Annotated in this window: 8 protein-coding genes and 1 pseudogene; 7 read left to right on the top strand and 2 right to left on the bottom strand. The window is 69.2% G+C overall.

Annotated features, from left to right (window positions below):
* Window positions 1–89 precede the first annotated feature (89 nt).
* On the top strand, window positions 90–1,169 hold the full coding sequence (lptF, locus tag ACXJKH_RS02970; RefSeq protein WP_457318239.1) for an LPS export ABC transporter permease LptF: 1,080 nt from the start codon (window positions 90–92) through the stop codon (window positions 1,167–1,169).
* On the top strand, window positions 1,166–2,272 hold the full coding sequence (gene lptG / locus ACXJKH_RS02965) for an LPS export ABC transporter permease LptG (RefSeq protein WP_457318238.1): 1,107 nt from the start codon (window positions 1,166–1,168) through the stop codon (window positions 2,270–2,272). Before lptF ends, lptG begins: the two co-directional genes overlap by 4 nt.
* Window positions 2,273–2,667: 395 nt before the next feature.
* On the opposite strand, the gene ACXJKH_RS02960 is transcribed toward lptG, so the two are convergent.
* Window positions 2,668–3,141, bottom strand: a complete 474-nt coding sequence (locus ACXJKH_RS02960; RefSeq protein WP_457318237.1) for an RDD family protein — start codon at window positions 3,139–3,141, stop codon at window positions 2,668–2,670.
* 70 nt (window positions 3,142–3,211) lie between these two features.
* Between ACXJKH_RS02960 and xerD the strand changes: the two genes are divergently transcribed.
* Both xerD and ACXJKH_RS02950 read left to right on the top strand, forming a co-directional pair.
* A complete protein-coding gene (xerD, locus tag ACXJKH_RS02955) occupies window positions 3,212–4,189 on the top strand; it encodes a site-specific tyrosine recombinase XerD (RefSeq protein ID WP_457318236.1) in 978 nt (325 codons plus the stop codon).
* A gap of 111 nt (window positions 4,190–4,300) precedes the next feature.
* A complete protein-coding gene (locus tag ACXJKH_RS02950; protein ID WP_256775358.1) occupies window positions 4,301–5,095 on the top strand; it encodes a thioredoxin fold domain-containing protein in 795 nt (264 codons plus the stop codon).
* Window positions 5,096–5,166: 71 nt separating this feature from the next.
* On the opposite strand, the gene ACXJKH_RS02945 is transcribed toward ACXJKH_RS02950, so the two are convergent.
* On the bottom strand, window positions 5,167–7,275 hold the full coding sequence (locus ACXJKH_RS02945) for a glycosyl hydrolase family 18 protein (RefSeq protein WP_457318235.1): 2,109 nt from the start codon (window positions 7,273–7,275) through the stop codon (window positions 5,167–5,169).
* A gap of 290 nt (window positions 7,276–7,565) precedes the next feature.
* Here ACXJKH_RS02945 and purL point away from each other — a divergent pair, with 290 nt between their 5' ends.
* From purL to ACXJKH_RS02930, 3 genes and pseudogenes are all read left to right on the top strand, one after another.
* Window positions 7,566–11,501 carry a phosphoribosylformylglycinamidine synthase gene (gene purL / locus ACXJKH_RS02940; RefSeq protein ID WP_457318234.1) on the top strand — a complete coding sequence of 1,312 codons (3,936 nt, stop codon included), beginning with the start codon at window positions 7,566–7,568 and terminating at the stop codon, window positions 11,499–11,501.
* Window positions 11,502–11,951: 450 nt separating this feature from the next.
* Window positions 11,952–19,523, top strand: a complete 7,572-nt coding sequence (locus tag ACXJKH_RS02935) for an ESPR-type extended signal peptide-containing protein (RefSeq protein WP_457318233.1) — start codon at window positions 11,952–11,954, stop codon at window positions 19,521–19,523.
* A gap of 104 nt (window positions 19,524–19,627) precedes the next feature.
* A pseudogene (locus ACXJKH_RS02930) lies at window positions 19,628–20,157 on the top strand (protease); the annotation flags it as partial.

Raw genomic sequence — 20,157 nt, 5'->3', positions numbered from 1 at the left:
GGCAAATCCGTACAATCGCGAGCTGTTTACGTCCCGTCGGTAGACTGGGCAGCATCGCGAACGAATCCGAGAGTTTAAACCACCGCCCCATGTCGAAGCTCGATCGCTATCTCCTGCGTGATTTCGTCCAGAGTTTCCTGGCCAYCCTCATCGTTCTGCTGGTGGTGAGTGTCGGCGGTGTCCTGGTGGACATCCTCGGCAACATCGCCGACGGCCGCCTGCCCGCCCGCCTGCTGTTCTCCCAGCTGGGCCTGCAGTTCATCGTCTACATGCCGCTGATCCTGCCGCTGGCGCTGATGCTGGGGCTGATGCTGGCCACCGCACGGCTCTACCGCGACTCGGAAATGGCGGTGCTGACCGCGATCGGGGTGGGCCCGAAGCGGCTGCTGCGCCCGGTGCTGATGCTGGTGCTGCCGGTGGTGGGGCTGATCGCCCTGTGTTCGCTGTGGCTGGGGCCGTGGGCCGACCGCACCGGCGAGACCATGATCGAGGAGGCCAACCGCAGTGTGGTGATGGCCGGCCTGGAGTCGGGCAAATTCACTACCCTGCCCAATGGCGGGGTGGTCTACCTGTCCTCGGTATCGCCCGATGGCACCCAGCTGGGCAAGGTGTTCATGCAGCGGCAGAAGGAAGACCGCATCGAGGTGGTGTCGGCCGATCGCGGCCGGATGTTCTTCGAGGGCGCCCGCCAGCGCTACCTGGAGCTGGAAGACGGCCACCAGGTCGAAGGCCCGGCCAACGGCGCCCTGGACTACAAGCTGATGACCTTCGCGCGCAACGATGTGGCCATGCCCGACGGCGCCGACACCCGCGACAAGGACGACCCGGAGCTGCTGCCGACCGGGCAGCTGTTCGGCGATGCGCGCCCGGCCGCGCAGGCGCAGCTGCATTCGCGCATCACCCCGCCGCTGATCGCGCTGGCCTTTGCGTTGATGACGCTGCCGCTGGCGCGCAGTTCGCCGCGCCAGCAGCGCTACGGGCGGATGATGCTGGCGTTCCTGGCCTACATGGTGGGCATGAACCTGATGTTCATCGGCACGCGCTGGATCGCCGATGGAAAATTGTCCGGCAGTGTCGGCTTGTGGTGGCTGAGCCTGCCGCTGCTGGCGCTGGCGATCTGGATGTACCTGCGTGATGGCAAGCTGTCGCGCCCGCGGAGGACCGCATGAAGCTTCACCCGATGCGGTTTGATCTCTATCTCGGCCGGGCGGTCTTCAGCACCGTGCTGCTGACCTGGGCAGTGCTGGTGGGCCTGGACGTGGTGATGGCGTTCTCCGGCGAGTTCAAGGACGTCGGCAAGGGCAGCTATACGCTGGGCCATGCGGCGGCGTGGGTGTTGTATACGGTGCCGCGCCGGGCCTACACGTTCTTCCCGACGGCGGCGGTGATCGGCTCGCTGATGGGCCTGGGCCAGCTGGCGGCGACCTCGGAGCTGACCGCGCTGCGTGCGCTTGGCCTGTCGCGCAAACGCCTGAGTGCGTCGGTGGCGATCGCGCTGTCGTTGCTGACGGCGGTGATGGTGTTCAGCGGCGAGACGCTGGCGCCGTGGGCGCAGAGCCGGGCCGACGACATCAAGATGAGCGCCAAGTGGGGCAACAGCATGGCCGTGGCGCGGTATTCGGGCGTGTGGGCGCGCGAGGGCGATACGTTCCTCAATGCCGGCGCGGGCGATGAGCAGTTGCTGCCCGGCGGTGGCACCAAGCTGGTGCTGCGCGATGTACGGCTGTACAAGATTGGTGACGACGGGCGGTTGGCTTCGTTGACCTATGCCGGCTCGGCCGAGCATGACAAGGACGGCTGGGTGCTGAAGAAAGTGCGCCGGGATACGTTCGGCGAGCGCTCGGCGACGCGTGAGACGGTGGAATCCGAACCGTGGAATTCGCGCCTGGATGCGGCGGCGCTGGCCAGCGGTATTTCCAAGCCGCGCAACCTGACGGCGATGGATCTGCGCACGAGCATCGAGTACCGCAAGCGCAACGGGCTGGATTCGCGCGATTACGAAGACATCTACTGGAGCCGGTGGTTCTATCCGGTGAACGTGCTGGCGTTGTGCCTGGCAGCGGTGCCGTTCGCGTTCGGGTCGCTGCGCAGTGGCGGCATGGGCAAGCGGCTGTTCCTGGGCATCCTGTTCGCGCTGGGCTTCTGGTTGCTGCAGTTGTTCTTCGGCCGCATGGCCGGTGCGCTGAAGTTCGACTACCGCATCGCCTACGCGCTGCCGCCGATCGTGATGCTGGCCGTGTCGGGGATGCTGTTCCGGCGCAAGTCGGGGTAATTCAGCCGCTGGGGTCCTGCGTGTTGCTCATGGTGGAAGGCGGATGGCGGAGGGGAGGCGTCTCTCCCGGCTATCGCGGGAGAGGGCCAGGCAGCCCCATCCACGACACGCCGTAAACCCCTCCCTGGGGGCTCGTTCACGGCATCCATGCCGTGCACGGTCCTGGAGGGGGCTGCCTGACCCTCTCTGCACGGTTTGTCGTGTGCGAGGAGGGAGAGCGTCGCCCCAGCGCGCCGTATACGCCCCCGACCAGCACCAGGCCTGCCGGCACGGAACAACGCGATCGCAGAACGGCCGGGTAGAGCCACGCCATGCGTGGCTGCCCCTCGCGCGGCAATCAAATGCCAATGGCCCCCATGCCGACCCAACAGTCAGCCTCCACGCGTTGCGTGGTTTCACCGCTTCGGCAGGCGTCGCACCCGAGTGCCGCTGGCACGGTCGTGCCAGCTCAGGCGTTGGCGGTCGATCAACGTCCACCACAAACCCAGGCCGCCGAGCAGCAGCGACACGGTGCCGACGCTGTAACGCAGCCACAACTGGCGGCGGGTGGGGGGCGTTCCAGCGGGCGTGGTCACCTGCAGCCGCCATGGGCGCATGCCCAGGGTCTGGCCACCGCGACGCCAGCTCAACGTGGCGTACAGGCCGGTGACGATCCAGCAGCACAGCCAGAGCAGCCATTGCAGGGCGCTGAAGGCCGGTATGTTCTCGCGCTCGGCGTGGCCGGACAGGGTGTAGGCCACGGTGAACACGGTGCCGACCAGCATCCACAGCGCGAGCGCGGGAAACAGGTCGTAGAGCAGGGCCAGCAGGCGCCACAGCAGCAGCGTGGCGGGGCGGTCGGCGGTTGCGCTGGGGACGGTGGTGGCCATGGGCCGAGCATACCTGCGCGCTGGCGTCGGTTCGATGGCTGCGATGCGCCCGGCTCCGTATGCTGGTGACATGTCCGATGCCACTACCCCCGCGCTGCGCCGTCAGTTGGTCCAGCAGCTGCCGCCCTTGCGCGACGACGACAACCTGCTGATCCAGCGCTTCCTCGATGCGATCTGGGCCGAGCAGGGGTTGGCGCGCGCCAGTCTGGACAGCTACCGGCGCGACCTGGAAGGGCTGGCGCGTTGGCGTGACGGGGCCGGCGGCGGGCTGGCCGCGATCGATCGGGCCGGCTTGTTCGATTACCTGGCCTGGCGCGCGCGGCATGGCTGGTCGCCACGCAGCAACGCGCGGCTGCTGTCTGCCTTGCGCGCGTTCTTCGCCGATGCGCTGCGGCGCGGTCAGCGCAGCGAGGACCCCAGCGCGCTGCTGGACCCGCCGCGGTTGCCGCGGCTGCTGCCCAAGGCGCTGGCCGAAAGCCAGATCGACGCGCTGCTGGATGCGCCGGATATCGCCTCCCCGCTGGGCCTGCGCGACCGGGCGATGCTGGAGCTGATGTACGCCGCCGGGCTGCGCGTGAGCGAGCTGGTGGAACTGCCGGCCAACGCGGTCAACCTGCGCCAGGGCGTGCTGCGGGTGACCGGCAAGGGCAGCAAGGAGCGCCTGGTGCCGCTGGGCGAGGAATCCCAGCACTGGCTGGAGCGCTACCTGGCCGAATCGCGCCCGCAGCTGGCCGGCAAGCGCACGGTGCCAGGCGGTGCGGACGGGTCGGTGCCGATGTTCGTGGCCCCCTCGCTGCAGCCGCTCAGCCGCCAGCAGTTCTGGGCACTGGTGAAGAAGTACGCGGTGCTGGCCGGGATCGATCCGGTCCGGATCAGCCCGCACGGGCTGCGCCATAGCTTTGCCACCCACCTGCTCAACCGGGGCGCGGACCTGCGCGCGCTGCAGATGCTGCTGGGCCACAGTTCGCTGTCCACCACCCAGATCTACACCCTGGTGGCGCGCGAACACCTGCAGAAACTGCACGCCAGGCACCATCCGCGCGGCTGAGGTAGTGGCGGCGCGGCAGCTGACGCCGGTCACTGTTCCACTGCGGTCCAGCTGCGGGTGTGGGCGGCTGTGCGAGAATCAGCGCCATCTTCTTTGTCCCCGGATCGCTCGATGCTCCGTGTTGCCATTGCCGCGCTCCTCGGCGCGCTCAGCCTGACTGCCTGCGCGCAGCAGCCCTCCGCTCCGGCCGCCAGCAAGGGCGCGTCGGCCCCGGCCAGTGCGGCGGCCCCGGCCGACGGCAACGCCGACCAGCGCGTGCGCAAGGCGCTGCAGCAGCTGGACCCCAAGTTCACCCCGGACTACATCGGCGCGGCGCCGTTCCCGGGCTTCCGCGAGGTGCTGGTGGGCGGGCAGGTGCTGTATGTGACCGATGACGGCCGCTACCTGATGCAGTCCCAGCCGTACGACATCCAGAACAAGGCGCCGGTCAGCAGCGCCGGCCTGCTCAGCTACCGCCAGAAGCTGCTGGCGAAGGTGCCGCAGAGCGAGCGCATCGTGTTCGCCGCGCCCAACGCCAAGTACACCATCAGTGTGTTCACCGATATCGAGTGCGGCTACTGCCGCAAGCTGCACCAGGACATCGCCGAGCTCAACCGCAACGGCATCAGCGTGGAATACCTCGCCTTCCCGCGCATGGGCCTGGGCAGCCAGGACTACACCGACATGATCTCGGTGTGGTGCGCGGCCGATCGCAAGCAGGCGCTGACCGCGGCCAAGACCGGCAAGCCGGTCACACCGAAGAACTGCACCAATCCGGTGGCCATGCAGTACACGTTGGGCCAGCAGATGGGCGTCAACGGCACCCCGGCGATCTTTGCGCCCGATGGCACCCAGCTCGGCGGCTACGTGCCGCCGGCACAGCTGAAGGCCGCGCTGGAGCGGATCACCGCCGGCGGCAGCCGCTGAAACAAACAACGCCCCGGCATCGCCGGGGCGTTGTTGTAAGGGGGCATGCCCGACCGTGGGTCGGTTYCCCGTCAGTTCAACCCGTCGCGGATCGCCTTGGTCAACGTGCCCTGGGCGTCATCCCCGCTGAACTCCCAGAAGAACGCGCCGCCCAGTCCCTGGGTTTTCACGTAGCCCATCTTCTCGGTGACCATCGCCGGGGTGTCGAAGCTCCAGAACGTGGTGCCGTTGGAGATCCACGTGGCCTTGGCGACGCTGTCGGTGTAGCCCGGCCAGGCCAGGTTCTTGAGCACCTTCCAGTCTTCGATGCCGGCCTCATACGTGCCCGGCGCGGCGCCGCTGGCGCTCTTGTACAGGCCGTTGTTGCCGCTGGCCACGCCGGTCCAGCCGCGCCCGTAGTAGCCGATGCCCAGGTTCAACTTGGACGCCGGCACGCCGCGGCTGAGGAAGGCCTCCATCGCATCGTTGCTGTTGTAGAGCTTCTGGTCGCCGGTGGACGGATCGGCCGGTGAGTCGAACAGCGCCGAGTGATGGTTGGTCTGCGGATCCCACGCACCGTGGAAGTCGTAGGTCATCACGTTGATGAAGTCCAGGTACGGGTGGTACGCGGCCGGGTCGGTCACGCGCACCTTGTCGATGCCCGCACCCACCGCCACCGTCAGCAACAGCCCCGGGCGCACCGCATCGAGCTGGCGGCGGAACTCGCCCAGCAGCGCGGTGTAGTTGGCGTTGTCGGCCGGGGTGCCGCAACTCAGCCCGCAGGCCACCGGATACTCCCAGTCGATGTCGATGCCATCGAACACACCGGCCGCCGCGCCCACGCCACCGGCGCCGTCGGTGACCGGCAGGTTGCCCTTGATGTAGGCATCGATGCACGAGGCGACGAAGGCCTGGCGGTTGGCGGGCTGCGCCGCGCTGGAGAACCCGCGCGACCAGGTCCAGCCGCCCAGCGAGATCAGCACCTTTACGTTCGGGTGCTTGGCCTTGAGCTGCTTGAGCTGGTTCCAGTTGCCGCGAAGCGGCTGGTCCCAGGTATCGGCGCCACCGCTCACGCTCTCGCCGGCACCAAAGGCCTTGGTGTAATCGGCGAAGGCATCGCCGCCCACCCCGGTGTTCGGGTCCGAGGCCTGGGTCACGCCGACTTCGCAGCGATTGTTGCGCACGTTGCCGAAGGCGTAGTTGATGTGGGTCAGGCGCGCGGCCGAGCCGCTGGTGTCGATGTTCTTGACCCGGTAATTGCGCCCGTAGATGCCCCACTGGGTGAAGTACCCGATCACCCGCTTGCTGCCGCCGCCGCCGCCGGCCGCGGTAGTCACACTGATCGAGCCGCTTTGCGCCGAGGCGTTGCCGGCGTTGTCGCGTGCGCGCACGGTGTAGGCGTAGGCGGTGCTGGCGGTGAGTCCGCCGTCGGTGTACTGGGTGGCGCTGGGCGAGCCGACCAGGCTGCCGTTGCGGTACACGTCGTAGCCGGCCACGCCGCTGCCGCCGCTGTTGTCGGTGGCCGCGCTCCAGGCCAGGTTGACCGTGGTGGCGGTTTTGGAGGGCGAGGCCAGGCCACCGGGCACGCTCGGCGGGGTGGTGTCGTTGCTGGCGGCAGTGACGGTCACGCTGACCGTGGTGGAGGAAGTCACCGCATTGTTGTTGTCGGTGGCCACCGCCTTGAAGGTGTGGCTGCCGGCGCTCGCGTTGGCCCAGGTCACGCTGTACGGCGCGCTGGTGTCGATGCCCAGCGAGGTGCCGCCGCGGAAGAACTCGACCTTGCTGACGCTGCCGTCGGTGTCACTGGCGTTGGCACTGACGGTGATGCTGCTGCCGGCGGTGAAGCTGGCGCCCGCGGCGGGCGAGGTCAGGCTGACGCTGGGCGGCTGGTTGCTGCCACTGCCATCGCAGGCGCCCAGGTTGGTGTAGTAGGGCGCGCCAGCGGGGTKGTCGGGCGGGGCGTTCCAGATGTCCTGGTTGGCCCGGTACAGCACGCCGCCCTTCTGCAGGGTGGTGCCGGACAGGTAGATCACCGCCGGGTTCCATTCCGGGGCCCCGGTACAGTTCGCGGCCAGCGCCAGGGTGGGGGTGGTGGTCGCGGCGGCTGCAGCCAGGGCCAGGGCCAGCAGCCAGCGTTTGCGGCGGCCTGCCGCAAGGGAGGATATCGATGTCACCGCACTGCGCATCATCGGGTCAGGCATGGTCTTACTCCGATCTAGTGATGGGCGCGGGCCGCCGGGTGGGGCGGCCCGCGTGCAGCAGGTCCGGGCGCCGGGGAGAGGCCGGCAACAGCAGTGGGGGCGGACGAGGACCTGGCCGCAAAGCAGGCCAGCCAGGTGGTGATAACGTTGTCATGCATTCCGCCAGCAATCCGTGAACCAGCGCATGGTTCGGCCGTGAAGGCCTACGGGCGGCGGTCAGCGGTCGGGGCGGCCGCGGCGGTGGACTTGGGTACAATAGTGGGCCCGTTTCCAACCACGGTTCCCCGGACATGATGGTCCTCGAGGGCGCATCCGCCCTTTCGCCGTTCCGCCGCGAACGTCTTGAATCCCGCCTGCAGTCCCTGGCCACCGATCTGCGCATCACCGGTGCCTGGCATGTCTACTTCATCCAGACCGAGGGCGATGCGGCCCCGGACCCGGTGATCCTGAGCCGGATCCTGGAGGCCCAGCCGGACCTGGCGGGGCGTGAAGACGGCGCGGTATCGCGCTTCGTGGTGCCGCGCCTGGGCACGCTGTCGCCGTGGTCGAGCAAGGCCACCGAACTGGTGCGTGGTGCCGGGCAGCCGATCCGACGGGTCGAACGTGGCCTGCGCATCGACCTGGCCGGCTGGCCGGCCGATGCCGCCGCGCAGGAAGCGGTGATCCGCGCCCTGCACGACCCGATGACCCAGTCCGTACTGGCCCAGGCCGAACAGGCGCAGGCGCTGTTCAGCGCGCCGGCCCGTGGCGAACTGGAGCGGATCGCGCTGGAGGACCTGGAAGCGGCCAACCGCCGCCTCGGCCTGGCCATGGCCCAGGATGAGATCGACTACCTGCGCCAGCGCTTCGGCGAGCTGGGCCGCACGCCGTCGGACGTCGAACTGATGATGTTCGCGCAGGCCAATTCCGAGCACTGCCGGCACAAGATCTTCAATGCCAGCTGGACCATCGACGGCGCCGACCAGTCGCATTCGCTGTTCCGGATGATCAAGAACACCCACCAGCAGACCCCGCAGCACACGTTGAGCGCCTACAGCGACAACGCCGCGGTGGTCGCCGGTTTCCCGGCAGCGCGCTACCGTCCGGACCCGGCCAGCGGCGAGTACCGCAGCGAAGCGGTGGTCGATTCGGCGTTCTGCATCAAGGTCGAAACGCACAACCACCCGACCGCGATCGCCCCGTTCCCGGGTGCGGCCACCGGTGCGGGCGGTGAGATCCGCGACGAAGGCGCGACCGGCCGCGGCGGCAAGCCCAAGGCCGGCCTGACCGGCTTCTCGGTCTCGCACCTGCGCATCCCGACGCTGCCGCAGCCGTGGGAAGCGCCGCGCGCGCTCAACCCGCGCATGGCCCCGGCGCTGGACATCATGCTGGACGGCCCGCTCGGCGGCGCCGCGTTCAACAATGAATTCGGCCGCCCGAACCTGCTCGGCTATTTCCGCAGCTTCGAGCTGCCCGAAGGGCAGGGCCTGACCCGCGCCTACGACAAGCCGATCATGCTCGCCGGTGGGCTCGGTGCGATCGACCAGAACCAGGTCGAGAAGCTGCGCCTGCAGCCGGGCGATGCCGTGATCGTGCTCGGTGGCCCGGCGATGCTGATCGGCCTCGGCGGCGGTGCCGCCAGCTCGGTGGCGTCGGGTGAGAGCGCCGAAGACCTCGATTTTGCCAGCGTGCAGCGCGACAACCCGGAAATGGAGCGTCGCTGCCAGGAAGTGATCGACCGCTGCGTCGCGCTCGGCCTGGACAACCCGATCCGCTGGTTCCATGACGTCGGTGCCGGCGGCCTGTCCAACGCGATCCCGGAACTGCTGCACGACTCCGGCGTGGGCGGCGTGATCGACCTGGGCAAGGTGCCCACCGACGATCCGTCGCTGTCGCCGATGCAGCTGTGGTGCAACGAATCGCAGGAGCGCTACGTGCTCGGCGTACCGCAGGCGCGCCTGGCCGAATTTGCCGCGCTGTGCGCGCGCGAGCGCTGCCCGTTCGCCGCGGTTGGCGTGGCCACCGCCGAAGAACGCCTGGTCGTGGCCTACGGTGCGACCGTGGGCAATACGCCGGCCGATGCGCCGATCGACCTGCCGATGGACGTGCTGTTCGGCAAGGCACCAAAGATGCACCGCGATGCCACGCACCCGCCGGCACCGCGCTGGCCGGCGCTGAAGACGGCCGGGCTGGACCTGCATGAAGCTGGCCTGCGCGTCCTCGCGCACCCGTCGGTGGCGTCCAAGAATTTCCTGGTCACCATCGGCGACCGCAGCGTTGGCGGGCTGACCGCGCGCGAACAGATGATCGGCCCGTGGCAGCTGCCGTTGGCCGATGTGGCCATCACCCTGGCCGGTTTCGATACCGTCGCCGGTGAGGCGATGGCGATCGGCGAGCGCACTCCGTTGGCCCTGCTCAATGCGGCCGCATCGGCGCGCATGGCGGTGGGCGAAGCGATCACCAACCTGTGCGCCGCCCCGGTGGACGCGCTGGACACGGTGAAGCTGTCGGCCAACTGGATGGCGGCGGCCGGCCACGAGGGCGAAGACGCGCTGCTGTACGACGCAGTGCGCGCGGTGGGCATGGAACTGTGCCCGCAGCTGGACCTGAGCATTCCGGTCGGCAAGGATTCGCTGTCGATGCAGGCCCAGTGGCAGGCCGATGGCCAGGCGCACAAGTCGGTGTCGCCGGTGTCGCTGGTGATCACCGCCTTTGCGCCGGTCGCCGACGCCAGCGCACAGCTGACCCCGCTGCTCGACCGCGACACCGACAGCGAGTTGTGGCTGATCGGCCTAGGCGCCGGCAAGCAGCGCCTGGGCGGTTCGATCCTGGCCCAGGTGCATGCCGACCACAGCGCCCTGCCGGCCTTCGCCGGGGCGGCGCCGGACCTGGACGATGCACAGCGCCTGCGTGCGTTCTTCGAACTGATCCGCGATGCGCGCCAGTCCGGCCTGCTGCTGGCCTACCACGACCGCAGCGATGGCGGCGCGTTTGCCGCGCTGTGCGAAATGGCCTTCGCCTCGCGCCTGGGCCTGGACATCACCCTGGATGCCTGGGGCGATGATCCGTTCCGCAGCCTGTTCAATGAAGAACTGGGGGCGGTGGTGCAGATCGCCCGGGAAGACCGCGCGGCCTTTGCCGACCTGGTCGAGCGGCATGCGCTGACCGAATGCGCCCAGCGCATCGCGCGCCCGACCACCGCCCCGGTGGTGCGGGTGTCGCTGCAGGGCGAGAGCCTGGTGGAGTGGCGCTGGGAAGCGCTGTTCGATGCCTGGTGGTCGGTCACCCACGCCATGCAGAAGCTGCGCGACAACCCGGACAGCGCCGACCAGGAGCGTGCGATCGCGCGCAACTTCAACGCGCCGGGCCTGAAGCCGAAACTCAGCTTCGACATCAATGAAGATGTGGCAGCGCCGTACATGGATGTGCCCGTGTCGCGGGCGCAGGATGCGCAGGGGCGACCGCCCTTCATCAACACCGGCGCGCGTCCGCGCGTGGCGGTGCTGCGCGAGCAGGGCGTCAACGGCCAGATCGAGATGGCCAACATCTTCGAGCGTGCCGGTTTCAGCGCGTATGACGTGCACATGAGCGACCTGATCGAAGGCCGCGTCGCGTTGTCCGACTTCACCGGCCTGGTTGCCTGTGGCGGCTTCAGTTACGGCGACGTGCTCGGCGCCGGTCGTGGCTGGGCCACCTCGGTACTGGAGCGCAGCGCGCTGCGCGATGCCTTCGCCGGCTTCTTCGCACGCCAGGACAGCTTCGCGCTGGGCGTATGCAACGGCTGCCAGATGATGAGCCAACTCAAGGACATCATCCCCGGTGCCGAGCACTGGCCGCAGTTCCGCCGCAACCGCAGCGAGCAGTTCGAAGCCCGTACCGCACTGCTGGAAGTGGTGGAATCGCCGTCGATCCTGCTGCGTGGCATGGCCGGCTCGCGCCTGCCCGTGGCCGTGGCCCACGGTGAAGGCCAGGCGGTATTCGCCACGGCCGTGGACCAGGCCGCGGCGCGCGTTGCATTGCGCTACGTGGATGGCGATGGCAACGTGGCCACCCAGTACCCGCTCAATCCGAACGGTTCGCCGGACGGCATCACCGGCCTGACCAACACCGACGGTCGGGTCACCATCATGATGCCGCATCCCGAACGCACCCCGCGCGCACTCAACCTGAGCTGGCGTCCAAGCGAATGGCAGGGCGATTCCCCATGGCTGCGCATGTTCCGGAACGCACGCGTATGGTGCGGCTGATACTGCGCACGCGCCCGTTGTCGATGCGGTGAAAACCGCGTGAAGAAACCGCCGGCACTCCCGGCGGTTTCTTTTTGTGCGCAGCGGAAAATGATCCCCAGCAATGAGTTACAGCGTGTTTCAGTGTGAAACCGCGTTATGACCATTACTCACATGAAACTAACGAAATAAGGGTGTTTTGCGCCGTTTTTGTGACGGATTTGGCGGTCATGAGTTTTTGAGAGTCAAAGTGTTGACGTTCTTGCCACGGTGCGTTAACACTGATTGCTCATTTCGGAAGCATTCAGTTCTGCAGTACCGCATGGATGGCGAGTCGGCTGTACGTCTGTAGCGAGCCATTCGGCGCAACGCACTAAATCAAGCGAGTAAACGCCCCCAGGGGACGTTGGACCATGCGGTCCGGCGTTGGCGTCGCTTTGCCCAAAACCAGCCCACTCAGGAGTCGCATCGATGAATCGGATTTATCGCAAGGTCTGGAACAAAGCACTGGGGCAGATGGTCGTTGCCTCGGAATTGGCCAGCAGCCAGTCCGCCGGCGTGGTCATCGACCAGCGACGATCCACCGACACGCGCGGCACGTCGCTGCTGTCGGCCGCCATCGCATTGACGCTGGGAGCGGGTATCGCCGGGTTCGCACCAGGTGCGCAGGCGCAGTCGGTGGAAGTGGGCGGCAATGCCAACTGCGTGGTGCTCAACAGCTCGGTGATCGACAGCTGCGTGGTCGACGGCAACGCCACCGCGTCCGGCACCAATGCCGTGGCGATCGGCAGCAACAGCACCGCCTCGGCCAATAACAGCGTTGCGCTCGGCGCAGGCTCGAAGGCCAACCGCGTCAACACCGTCTCCGTCGGTGATGCCGGCAAGGAACGCCAGGTCACCAACGTGGCCGCCGGCACCGCCGCCACCGACGCGGTGAACAAGGCACAGCTGGACAAGGTTGCGGTCGCCGCCGAAGGCGCGACCCGCTATTTCAAGGCCGACGGCGCGGGCAACAACAGCGACGCGGCGAAGATCGACGGTGACGGCGCACTTGCCGCCGGCGCCGGTGCCAACGCCGACGGCGACGGCGCCACCGCGCTGGGGCAGGGCAGCCAGGCGCTGGCCAACGCCACCACGGCAGCGGGCAGCCAGGCCATTGCCGCCGGCCTGGGTGCCAGTGCGTTTGGCCAGAATGCGCTGGCCTTTGGCGATGCCAGCGTTGCGGTCGGCCAGAGTGCCGGCGCCTTCGGTCTGGGCGACGTGGCGCTCGGTGCGTCGGCACTTGCCGCCAGCGAAAACGGTGCAGCCACTGCGATTGGTGGCCTGGCCGAAGCCAGCGCCGATGGCGCCACCGCGATCGGTGGCGGTGCACTGGCGATCGGTGCCGGCAGTACCTCCCTGGGTCGCGGTGCGGGCAGTGGTGGTGAAGCTTCGGTCGCGGTGGGGGCGTTCAGCGTCGCGGTCGCCGATTTCAGCGCCGCCCTCGGCTCCAACTCCGCCGCCGTGGCCGTGGGCAGCGTGGCGCTCGGCGCCGGCTCCTACGCCGATCGCGTGGATACGGTATCGGTGGGCAATGGTGAAAACGGGCTGCGTCGGCAGATCACCAATGTGGCCGACGGGACCGAGGCCAACGATGCGGTGAACAAGGCCCAGCTTGATGACGTGGGCGCGGTTGCGGCCACCACCAGCAAGTATTTCCAGGCCAGCGGCAGCACCGACAGCGATGTGGGGGCCTACGTGGAAGGCGACAACGCCACCGCCATCGGCGAGGCCAGCAACGCCATCGGCAACGGTGCCACCGCACTGGGCGGCGGTGCGGCCGCCTATGCGCAGAACGCCACCGCCGTCGGTTTCAATGCGCTGGCCACCGGCCAGAACAGCGCGGCCTTCGGTAACAACGCACAGGCCACTGGCCCAGGCAGCGTGGCCGTTGGCGGCGCGGCGGTGGATGCCGATGGCAACCCGCTGATCACCAACGGCGGCGTGCCGGTCGATACCGGTGCGACCAGCGCCGGCGTCGGCGGCACCGCCGTCGGTGCCAGTGCCGAAGCCTCCGGCTTTGCGGCTTCCTCCTACGGCGTGGGTGCCTATGCCGGCGGCGCGCAGTCCTCCGCTTTCGGTGCGGTCGCCAATGCAACCGGTGACTACGCCACCGCCGTCGGTACCCAGAGCGTGGCCACCGGCAACAGCAGCACCGCCATCGGCGGCCCGGCCGACCTGCTGCCGGGCCTGGGCTTCTTCGTGCAGACCCAGGCCAGCGGCGAAGCGGCCACTGCGGTGGGTGCCGGTGCGATCGCCAGCGGCGATTACGCCGTGGCCAACGGCACCCTGACCGAAGCGTCGGGTACCGAAGCCACCGCCGTGGGCTACTTTGCCTATGCACCGGGCGAGGGCGCCACCGCGCTCGGCGCGGAAACCTGGGCCAGCGGCGATCTCAGCACCGCCGTGGGTTTCTACGCCACCGCACGCGGTGAAAACAGCGTCGCACTCGGCGCCAACTCGACCGCCACCCGCGCCAATAYGGTCTCGGTCGGCGACGTCGGCAACGAACGCCAGATCACCCATGTGGCCGCCGGTACCGAAGCCACCGATGCAGTCAACAAGGCGCAGCTGGATGGCGTGGCGCAGGTCGCCAATGTCACCGCCAGTCGCTTCAAAGCGAATGCATCCGAGGACAGCGACGTCGGTGCGTTCGCCGACGGCGATGGTGCGCTGGCCGCCGGTGAGGCGAGCAATGCGCTGGGTGCGGGCGCGGCCGCGCTTGGCAACGGCGCCACTGCACTCGGCGATGACAGCGTCGCGGTCGGCCGCAATGTCAGTGCCAACGGCAATGGCAGCGTCGCCATCGGCGGACTCGGCCAGGCCTATGACGCGTTCAACCAGCCGCTGGTCGATGCCAACGGCAATGCGGTGAAGGTGGGCACTACGGCGGCGCAGGATGCCGTCGCCGTGGGGGCCGGTGCACTCGCTACCGGCACCACCAGCAACGCCTTCGGCAGCGGTGCACAGGCCACTGGCAGCAACAGCCTGGCCGCCGGTTACAAGGCGCGCGCCACCGGTGACTACAGCGTCGCCCAGGGCGACAACGCCTTCGCCAGCGGTGAGGAAACCACCGCCACCGGCGCCTATGCATGGGCGACCGAAGACGGTGCGACCGCCTTCGGCGCCAGCGCGTGGGCGACCGAAGCCAATGCCACCGCCGTGGGCCAGTCGGCCTGGGCCAGCGGCACCGGCTCGACCTCGATCGGCTACAACAGCTGGGCACGTGGCAGTAGCGCCACCGCGCTCGGGCGCGGTGCGTTCGGCTATGGCGACAACAGCGTCGCAGTCGGTTTCCAGGCCCTGGGCAACAGCATCAACAGCATCGCCATCGGCACCAATGTGGTGGCCGGCGGTGAAAGCGCCATCGGCATCGGGGCCGGCAGCAGTGCCAGTGCCTCCAATGCGGTGGCACTGGGCGCCGGCGCGGTCGCGGATCGCGCCTACACAGTCTCGGTCGGCAACGCGGAACGCCAGCGCCAGATCACCAACGTCGCCGCCGGTACCGAAGGCACCGATGCGGTCAATGTCGACCAGCTCACCGATGCCACCGCGCAGTTCCAGGCCAGCGGCGACGGCGTGGCCGTGGCCGGCGGTGAGGAAAGCGTAGCGGCCGGCGCCAACGCCGCCACCGATGGTGATTACGCCACGGCGGTCGGCTCCAGCAGCTTCGCTGCGGGCAGCGGCGCCACCGCGTTGGGCAGTGGTGCGTTCGCGCTGGCCGACAATGCCAGTGCGGTCGGCTTCAATGCACTGGCCACCGGCGCCAACGCCATCGCAGTGGGCGCCAACGCACAGGCCAGCGGCGAATACGCCACCGCCACCGGCGCCGAAAGCGAAGCCACCGGCGAGCAGAGCACTGCCACCGGCGCCGCCAGCATCGCCTCCGGGGCCGGTAGCCTGGCCGGCGGCGCGCTGTCCGAAGCGGCCGGTGAGGAATCGGTCGCGCTGGGTTACTACAGCACCGCCAGCGGCCAGGGCGCTACCGCCGTAGGCGCTGAAAGCGTGGTCAGCGGTACGCTCTCGGCCGGTTACGGCTTCGGCGCCGAAGCCACTGCTGGTTACACCACCGCGATCGGCGGGCTGGCCGTGGCCAGCGCCTTCAATGCCACCGCGCTGGGCAGCTTCGCCCAGGCCACCGGTTCCAACAGCGTGGCCGTCGGCGGCGATGCCGAGGCGTCCGGTGCGTACAGCACCGCCACCGGCCAGGGCAGCCTCGCCACCGGCACCAACAGCGTCGCCGTCGGCGGTTCGCTGTTCGGACTGCTGGCCACCGAAGCGTCGGGCAACTACTCCACCGCCGTCGGTGGTGGCGCGTGGTCGCCGGGCCTGAACAGCACGGCATTGGGTAATGCGGCAACCTCCAGTGGCGAGAACAGCGTCGCCCTCGGTGCCGACGCGATCGCCGACCGCGACAACACCGTCTCGGTGGGCAGCGCCGGGGCGGAGCGTCAGGTCACCAACGTCGCCGCCGGCACCGAAGGCACCGACGCGGTCAACGTCAATCAGCTGAACGCCGTGGCTGCCGCGGGCGAAGCCACCAACAAGTACTTCAAGGCCAGCGGCAGCGACAACAGCGATGCCGGTGCCTACGTCGAGGGCGATGACGCGCTGGCCGCCGGTGAAGCGGCCACCGCGATCGGCGACGGCGCCACCGCGCTGGGTGCCGGCGCGAATGCGCTGGCCACCCGTGCCACGGCCGTGGGCGACAGCGCCCTGGCCAGCGCCGATGGGGCGGCGGCAGTGGGCAGCAATGCGCAGGCCACTGGCGAGAACAGTGTCGCCCTGGGCAGCAACGCCAGTGCCAGCGAGATCGGTGCCAGMGCCGTCGGTAGCGGTGCCGTCGCCAGCGGCGCCTATGCCACGGCCAACGGCGTCGAGTCGGTGGCAAGCGGCCAGCAGGCCACCGCCAATGGCTTCCGCAGCAGCGCTTCCGATGCCGGCGCCTCTGCGTTCGGCAGCTACAGTGAAGCCAGTGGTCGTCTGTCCAACGCGCTGGGTTACGGCGCGATTGCGTCCAACAGCCTGGCCACCGCGGTTGGCACCTCGGCGACCGCCGCCGGTGCCAGCGCGGTCGCGCTCGGTGAATCCAGTGAAGCCACCGGCGATGAAAGCGTCGCCATCGGTGGGTCGACCTTCTTCGGTCTGATTCCGGCCCGTGCCAGTGGCACCGGTGCGGCGGCGTTCGGCGCCGGTGCATGGGCGACCGACGACTACGCCACCGCGATTGGCTGGAACTCCTGGGCCGATGCCGCCAGCGCCACCGCGCTGGGTGCAAATGCCTCGGCAGAAGGCGTCAACAGCGTCGCCCTGGGGGCCGGTTCCAGCGCCGACCGCGACAACACGGTCTCGGTCGGCACGGCCACCGCGCAGCGTCAGATCACCAACGTCGCCGCCGGTACCGAAGGCACCGATGCGGTCAACCTCAACCAGCTCGATGCCGTCGCCGACGTTGCCGAGCAGACCAACCGCCAGTTCAAGGCCTCCGGCAGCGGCAACGGCGATGACGTCGGCAGCTATGTCGACGGTGCCTATGCGACGGCGGCCGGTGAAGCGGCCAATGCGTTCGGCACGGGCGCCTCGGCATACGGCAGCGGCGCGAACGCGTCCGGCCGCTATGCCTCGGCCTCGGGCTTCAACGCGTCGGCCACGGCCGATTCGGCCACTGCCATTGGTGGTGCGTTGTATTACGAAGACGCCAACGGCAACGTGGTGCTCGACAAGGCCACCAGTGCCAGCGGCATCGGCGCCACCGCACTCGGCGCCGGTGCGCAGGCGGTCGGGGTGTTCAGCACCGCCAGCGGTGCCGGTTCGACCGCCGCCGGCCTGCAGTCGTCCGCCTTCGGCTATAGCGCCGAGGCGGGCAGTGACTACAGCACCGCCGTCGGTACCTTCAGCGCCGCCAGCGGCGTGCGGACCACCGCCCTGGGCTACGGCGCCGAGGCCAGCGGTGACTACGCCTCCGCACTCGGCTGGGGCAGTGCCGCGTCGGGCGCCTACGCCAACGCGATCGGCTATGCCTCGCAGGCCAGCGGTGCCAACAGCATCGCCGCCGGCTCCAATGCCTGGGCCACGGCAGCGCAGACCACGGCGGTCGGTCAGTTGGCCTGGGCCACCTCGGCAGGCTCCACCGCGATCGGCCAGGACAGCTACGCCTACAGCGGCATCAATGCCACCGCGCTGGGCAAGAGTTCCTCGGCCAGCGGTGCCGGCAGCGTCGCGCTCGGCGCCGGTGCGCGTACCAGCGAGGCCAATGTGGTCTCGGTCGGTGGCGGCAACGGCACCACCGGTCCGGCCACGCGCCGCATCACCAACGTCGGTGCGGCGGTCAACGCCAACGATGCGGTGAACAAGGCGCAGCTGGATACCGTGGCGGCCACCGCCGATGCGGTCGGCAAGCACTTCCAGGCCAGCGGTACCGGCGTGGCCACGGCCAGCGGCAGCGATGCGCTCGCCGCCGGTTCGGGCGCGGCGGCCAGTGGCAACCGCAGCAGTGCGCTGGGCAGTGCGGCGGTCGCCTCGGCAACCGGTGCCACCGCTGTCGGCGCGGATGCTTCGGCGCGCGGCGACAACAGCACCGTGCTCGGCCGCTCGGCGTCGACCAATGCGGTCAACGGCGTGGCGATCGGCAATGGCGCCTTCGCCAGCAATGGGGCGGGCAGCATCGCCCTCGGTGCCGGTGCAGGCGTCTCCGGCGCCGGTTCGGTAGCGCTGGGTTCCGGTGCACGTGCGGTGGAGGCCAACGTGGTCTCCGTCGGCGGCGGCAACGGCACCGACGGTCCGGCCACGCGCCGCATCGTCAACGTCGGCGCCGGGCGCATCGCGGCGGGCAGCACCGACGCGGTCACCGGCGGCCAGCTCAACACCACCAACCAGCGCGTGGGCGCGGTGGAAACCCGGGTGGGCGACATCGACGACCGTATCGGTTCGGTCGAGAGCGTCACCGCCAATGCACTGAGCTATGACGATGCCAGCCGCGACCGTCTCACCTTGTCAGGCGTGCAGGGCACCGTGGTGGACAACGTCGGCAGCGGCGCGATCGCCTCGGGCAGCCGCCAGGCGATCAACGGCGGCCAGTTGTTCCAGTCCTTGTCCGACGCCGCCAGCTTCCTCGGCGGCGGTGCCAGCGTGGGCATGCAGGGCGTGTTCGTGGCGCCCAACTACGTCATCCAGGGCGCGACGTACACCAACGTCGGCGACGCACTGGGCGCACTGGACCGCAAGGTCAGCGACCTCGACCAGCGGGTCGCCGGCGGCAGCGCCAACCCGCGTGCACGCAGCGCCGCGGCACCGGCGGCGGCAAGCCTGGCCGGCGCTTCGCTGGCCAGCGTGGAGGACAGCGTGACCACGGCAAGCGTGCAGGGCGCGCCGACCGCGGCCAGTGCCGGTACGGCACAGGTGGTCAGTGCCCCGGTCGCCGCCGCACCGACCCCGGTCAATGCGGTGGTGATGGGCGATGGCGCGGTGGCCAGCGGGGCCTCGGCCACCGCGATCGGTCAGGGCGCCACGGCCACGGCGGCCAACTCGGTCGCGCTCGGCCAGGGCTCGGTCGCCGACCGTGCCAACGCGGTCTCTGTCGGCGCGGTGGGCAATGAGCGCCAGGTCACCAACGTCGCCGCCGGTTCGCAGGCAACCGACGCGGTCAACAAGGGCCAGCTGGACGGGGGCATCGCCACCGCCAACAGCTACACCGACCAGCGCTTCGGCGCGATGGCCGACAGCTTCGACATGTACAAGGGCGAGATCGACGAGCGCCTGCGTCACCAGGATCGTCGCATCGATCGCCAGGGAGCGATGAGCGCGGCGATGCTCAACATGGCCACCAGTGCGGCCGGTGTGCGCACCCAGAACCGGGTCGGTGTGGGCGTCGGCTACCAGGGCGGCGAGTCGGCACTGTCGCTGGGGTACCAGCGTGCGCTCAGCGAGCGCGCCACGGTCACCATCGGCGGTGCGTTCAGCAGCGATGACAGCTCTGTTGGTGTGGGTGCCGGCTTCGGCTGGTAAGCGGATGTTGCAGGGCGTGGCCCGGGTGGGCCACGCCGCAAGCAATGCAAGGCCTGAGGGGGCGGGTCACGGGATCCCTGGCCAGGGCCGGCCAGGGAGCTCGCATGGAATGTTGGCCTGAACAGTCGTTCGATCATGACCTTGAAGAGGATTTCAACGTGACCAGTAAGCAGAACCTTCGCATCAACGTACTGGCAGCCGCGCTGCTGTCGATCTCCGCCGGCTCGGCCTTTGCCGCCAGCCCGCGCACCGAAGAGCCCAAGCGCCCGGCGACGGCCGCGCAGCAGACCAGCAACGGCATCATCGTCAAGTACCGCGCAGGCAGCGCGCCTGCCTCGGACCGCTCGGCGAAGCTGGCCGTGGTGAACTCGGCGCTGTCGCGCGCCACCCTCAACGGTGGCAGTGCACGTGCTGGCGCGCTCAGCCCGCAGGTGGTGCGCAAGCTCGGCGTCGGCGCCGACCTGATCCGTCTGCAGAGCCGCCTGGGCGATGCGGAACTGCAGAAGGTACTGGCCGAACTGAAGGCCGACCCGACCGTGGAATACGCCGTGGCCGACGTGCGCATGCAGCGCGCCGACCTGCGTGCCAAGCCCACCGAGACCAAGCAGCTGGTGCCCAACGATCCGTATTACGC

The organism is Stenotrophomonas sp. P5_B8 (assembly GCF_054049855.1).
The sequence above is the reverse complement of the archived record's forward strand: the minus strand, read 5'-3'. Positions and strand labels throughout refer to the sequence as shown.

Bases quoted from the DNA above. Each gene is read 5' to 3' on its own strand.
- lptG (WP_457318238.1), top strand. From the start codon at position 1,166: ATGAAGCTTCACCCGATGCGGTTTGATCTCTATCTCGGCCGGGCGGTC.
- ACXJKH_RS02960 (WP_457318237.1), bottom strand. From the start codon at position 3,141: ATGGCCACCACCGTCCCCAGCGCAACCGCCGACCGCCCCGCCACGCTG.
- ACXJKH_RS02950 (WP_256775358.1), top strand. From the start codon at position 4,301: ATGCTCCGTGTTGCCATTGCCGCGCTCCTCGGCGCGCTCAGCCTGACT.
- xerD (WP_457318236.1), top strand. From the start codon at position 3,212: ATGTCCGATGCCACTACCCCCGCGCTGCGCCGTCAGTTGGTCCAGCAG.
- purL (WP_457318234.1), top strand. From the start codon at position 7,566: ATGATGGTCCTCGAGGGCGCATCCGCCCTTTCGCCGTTCCGCCGCGAA.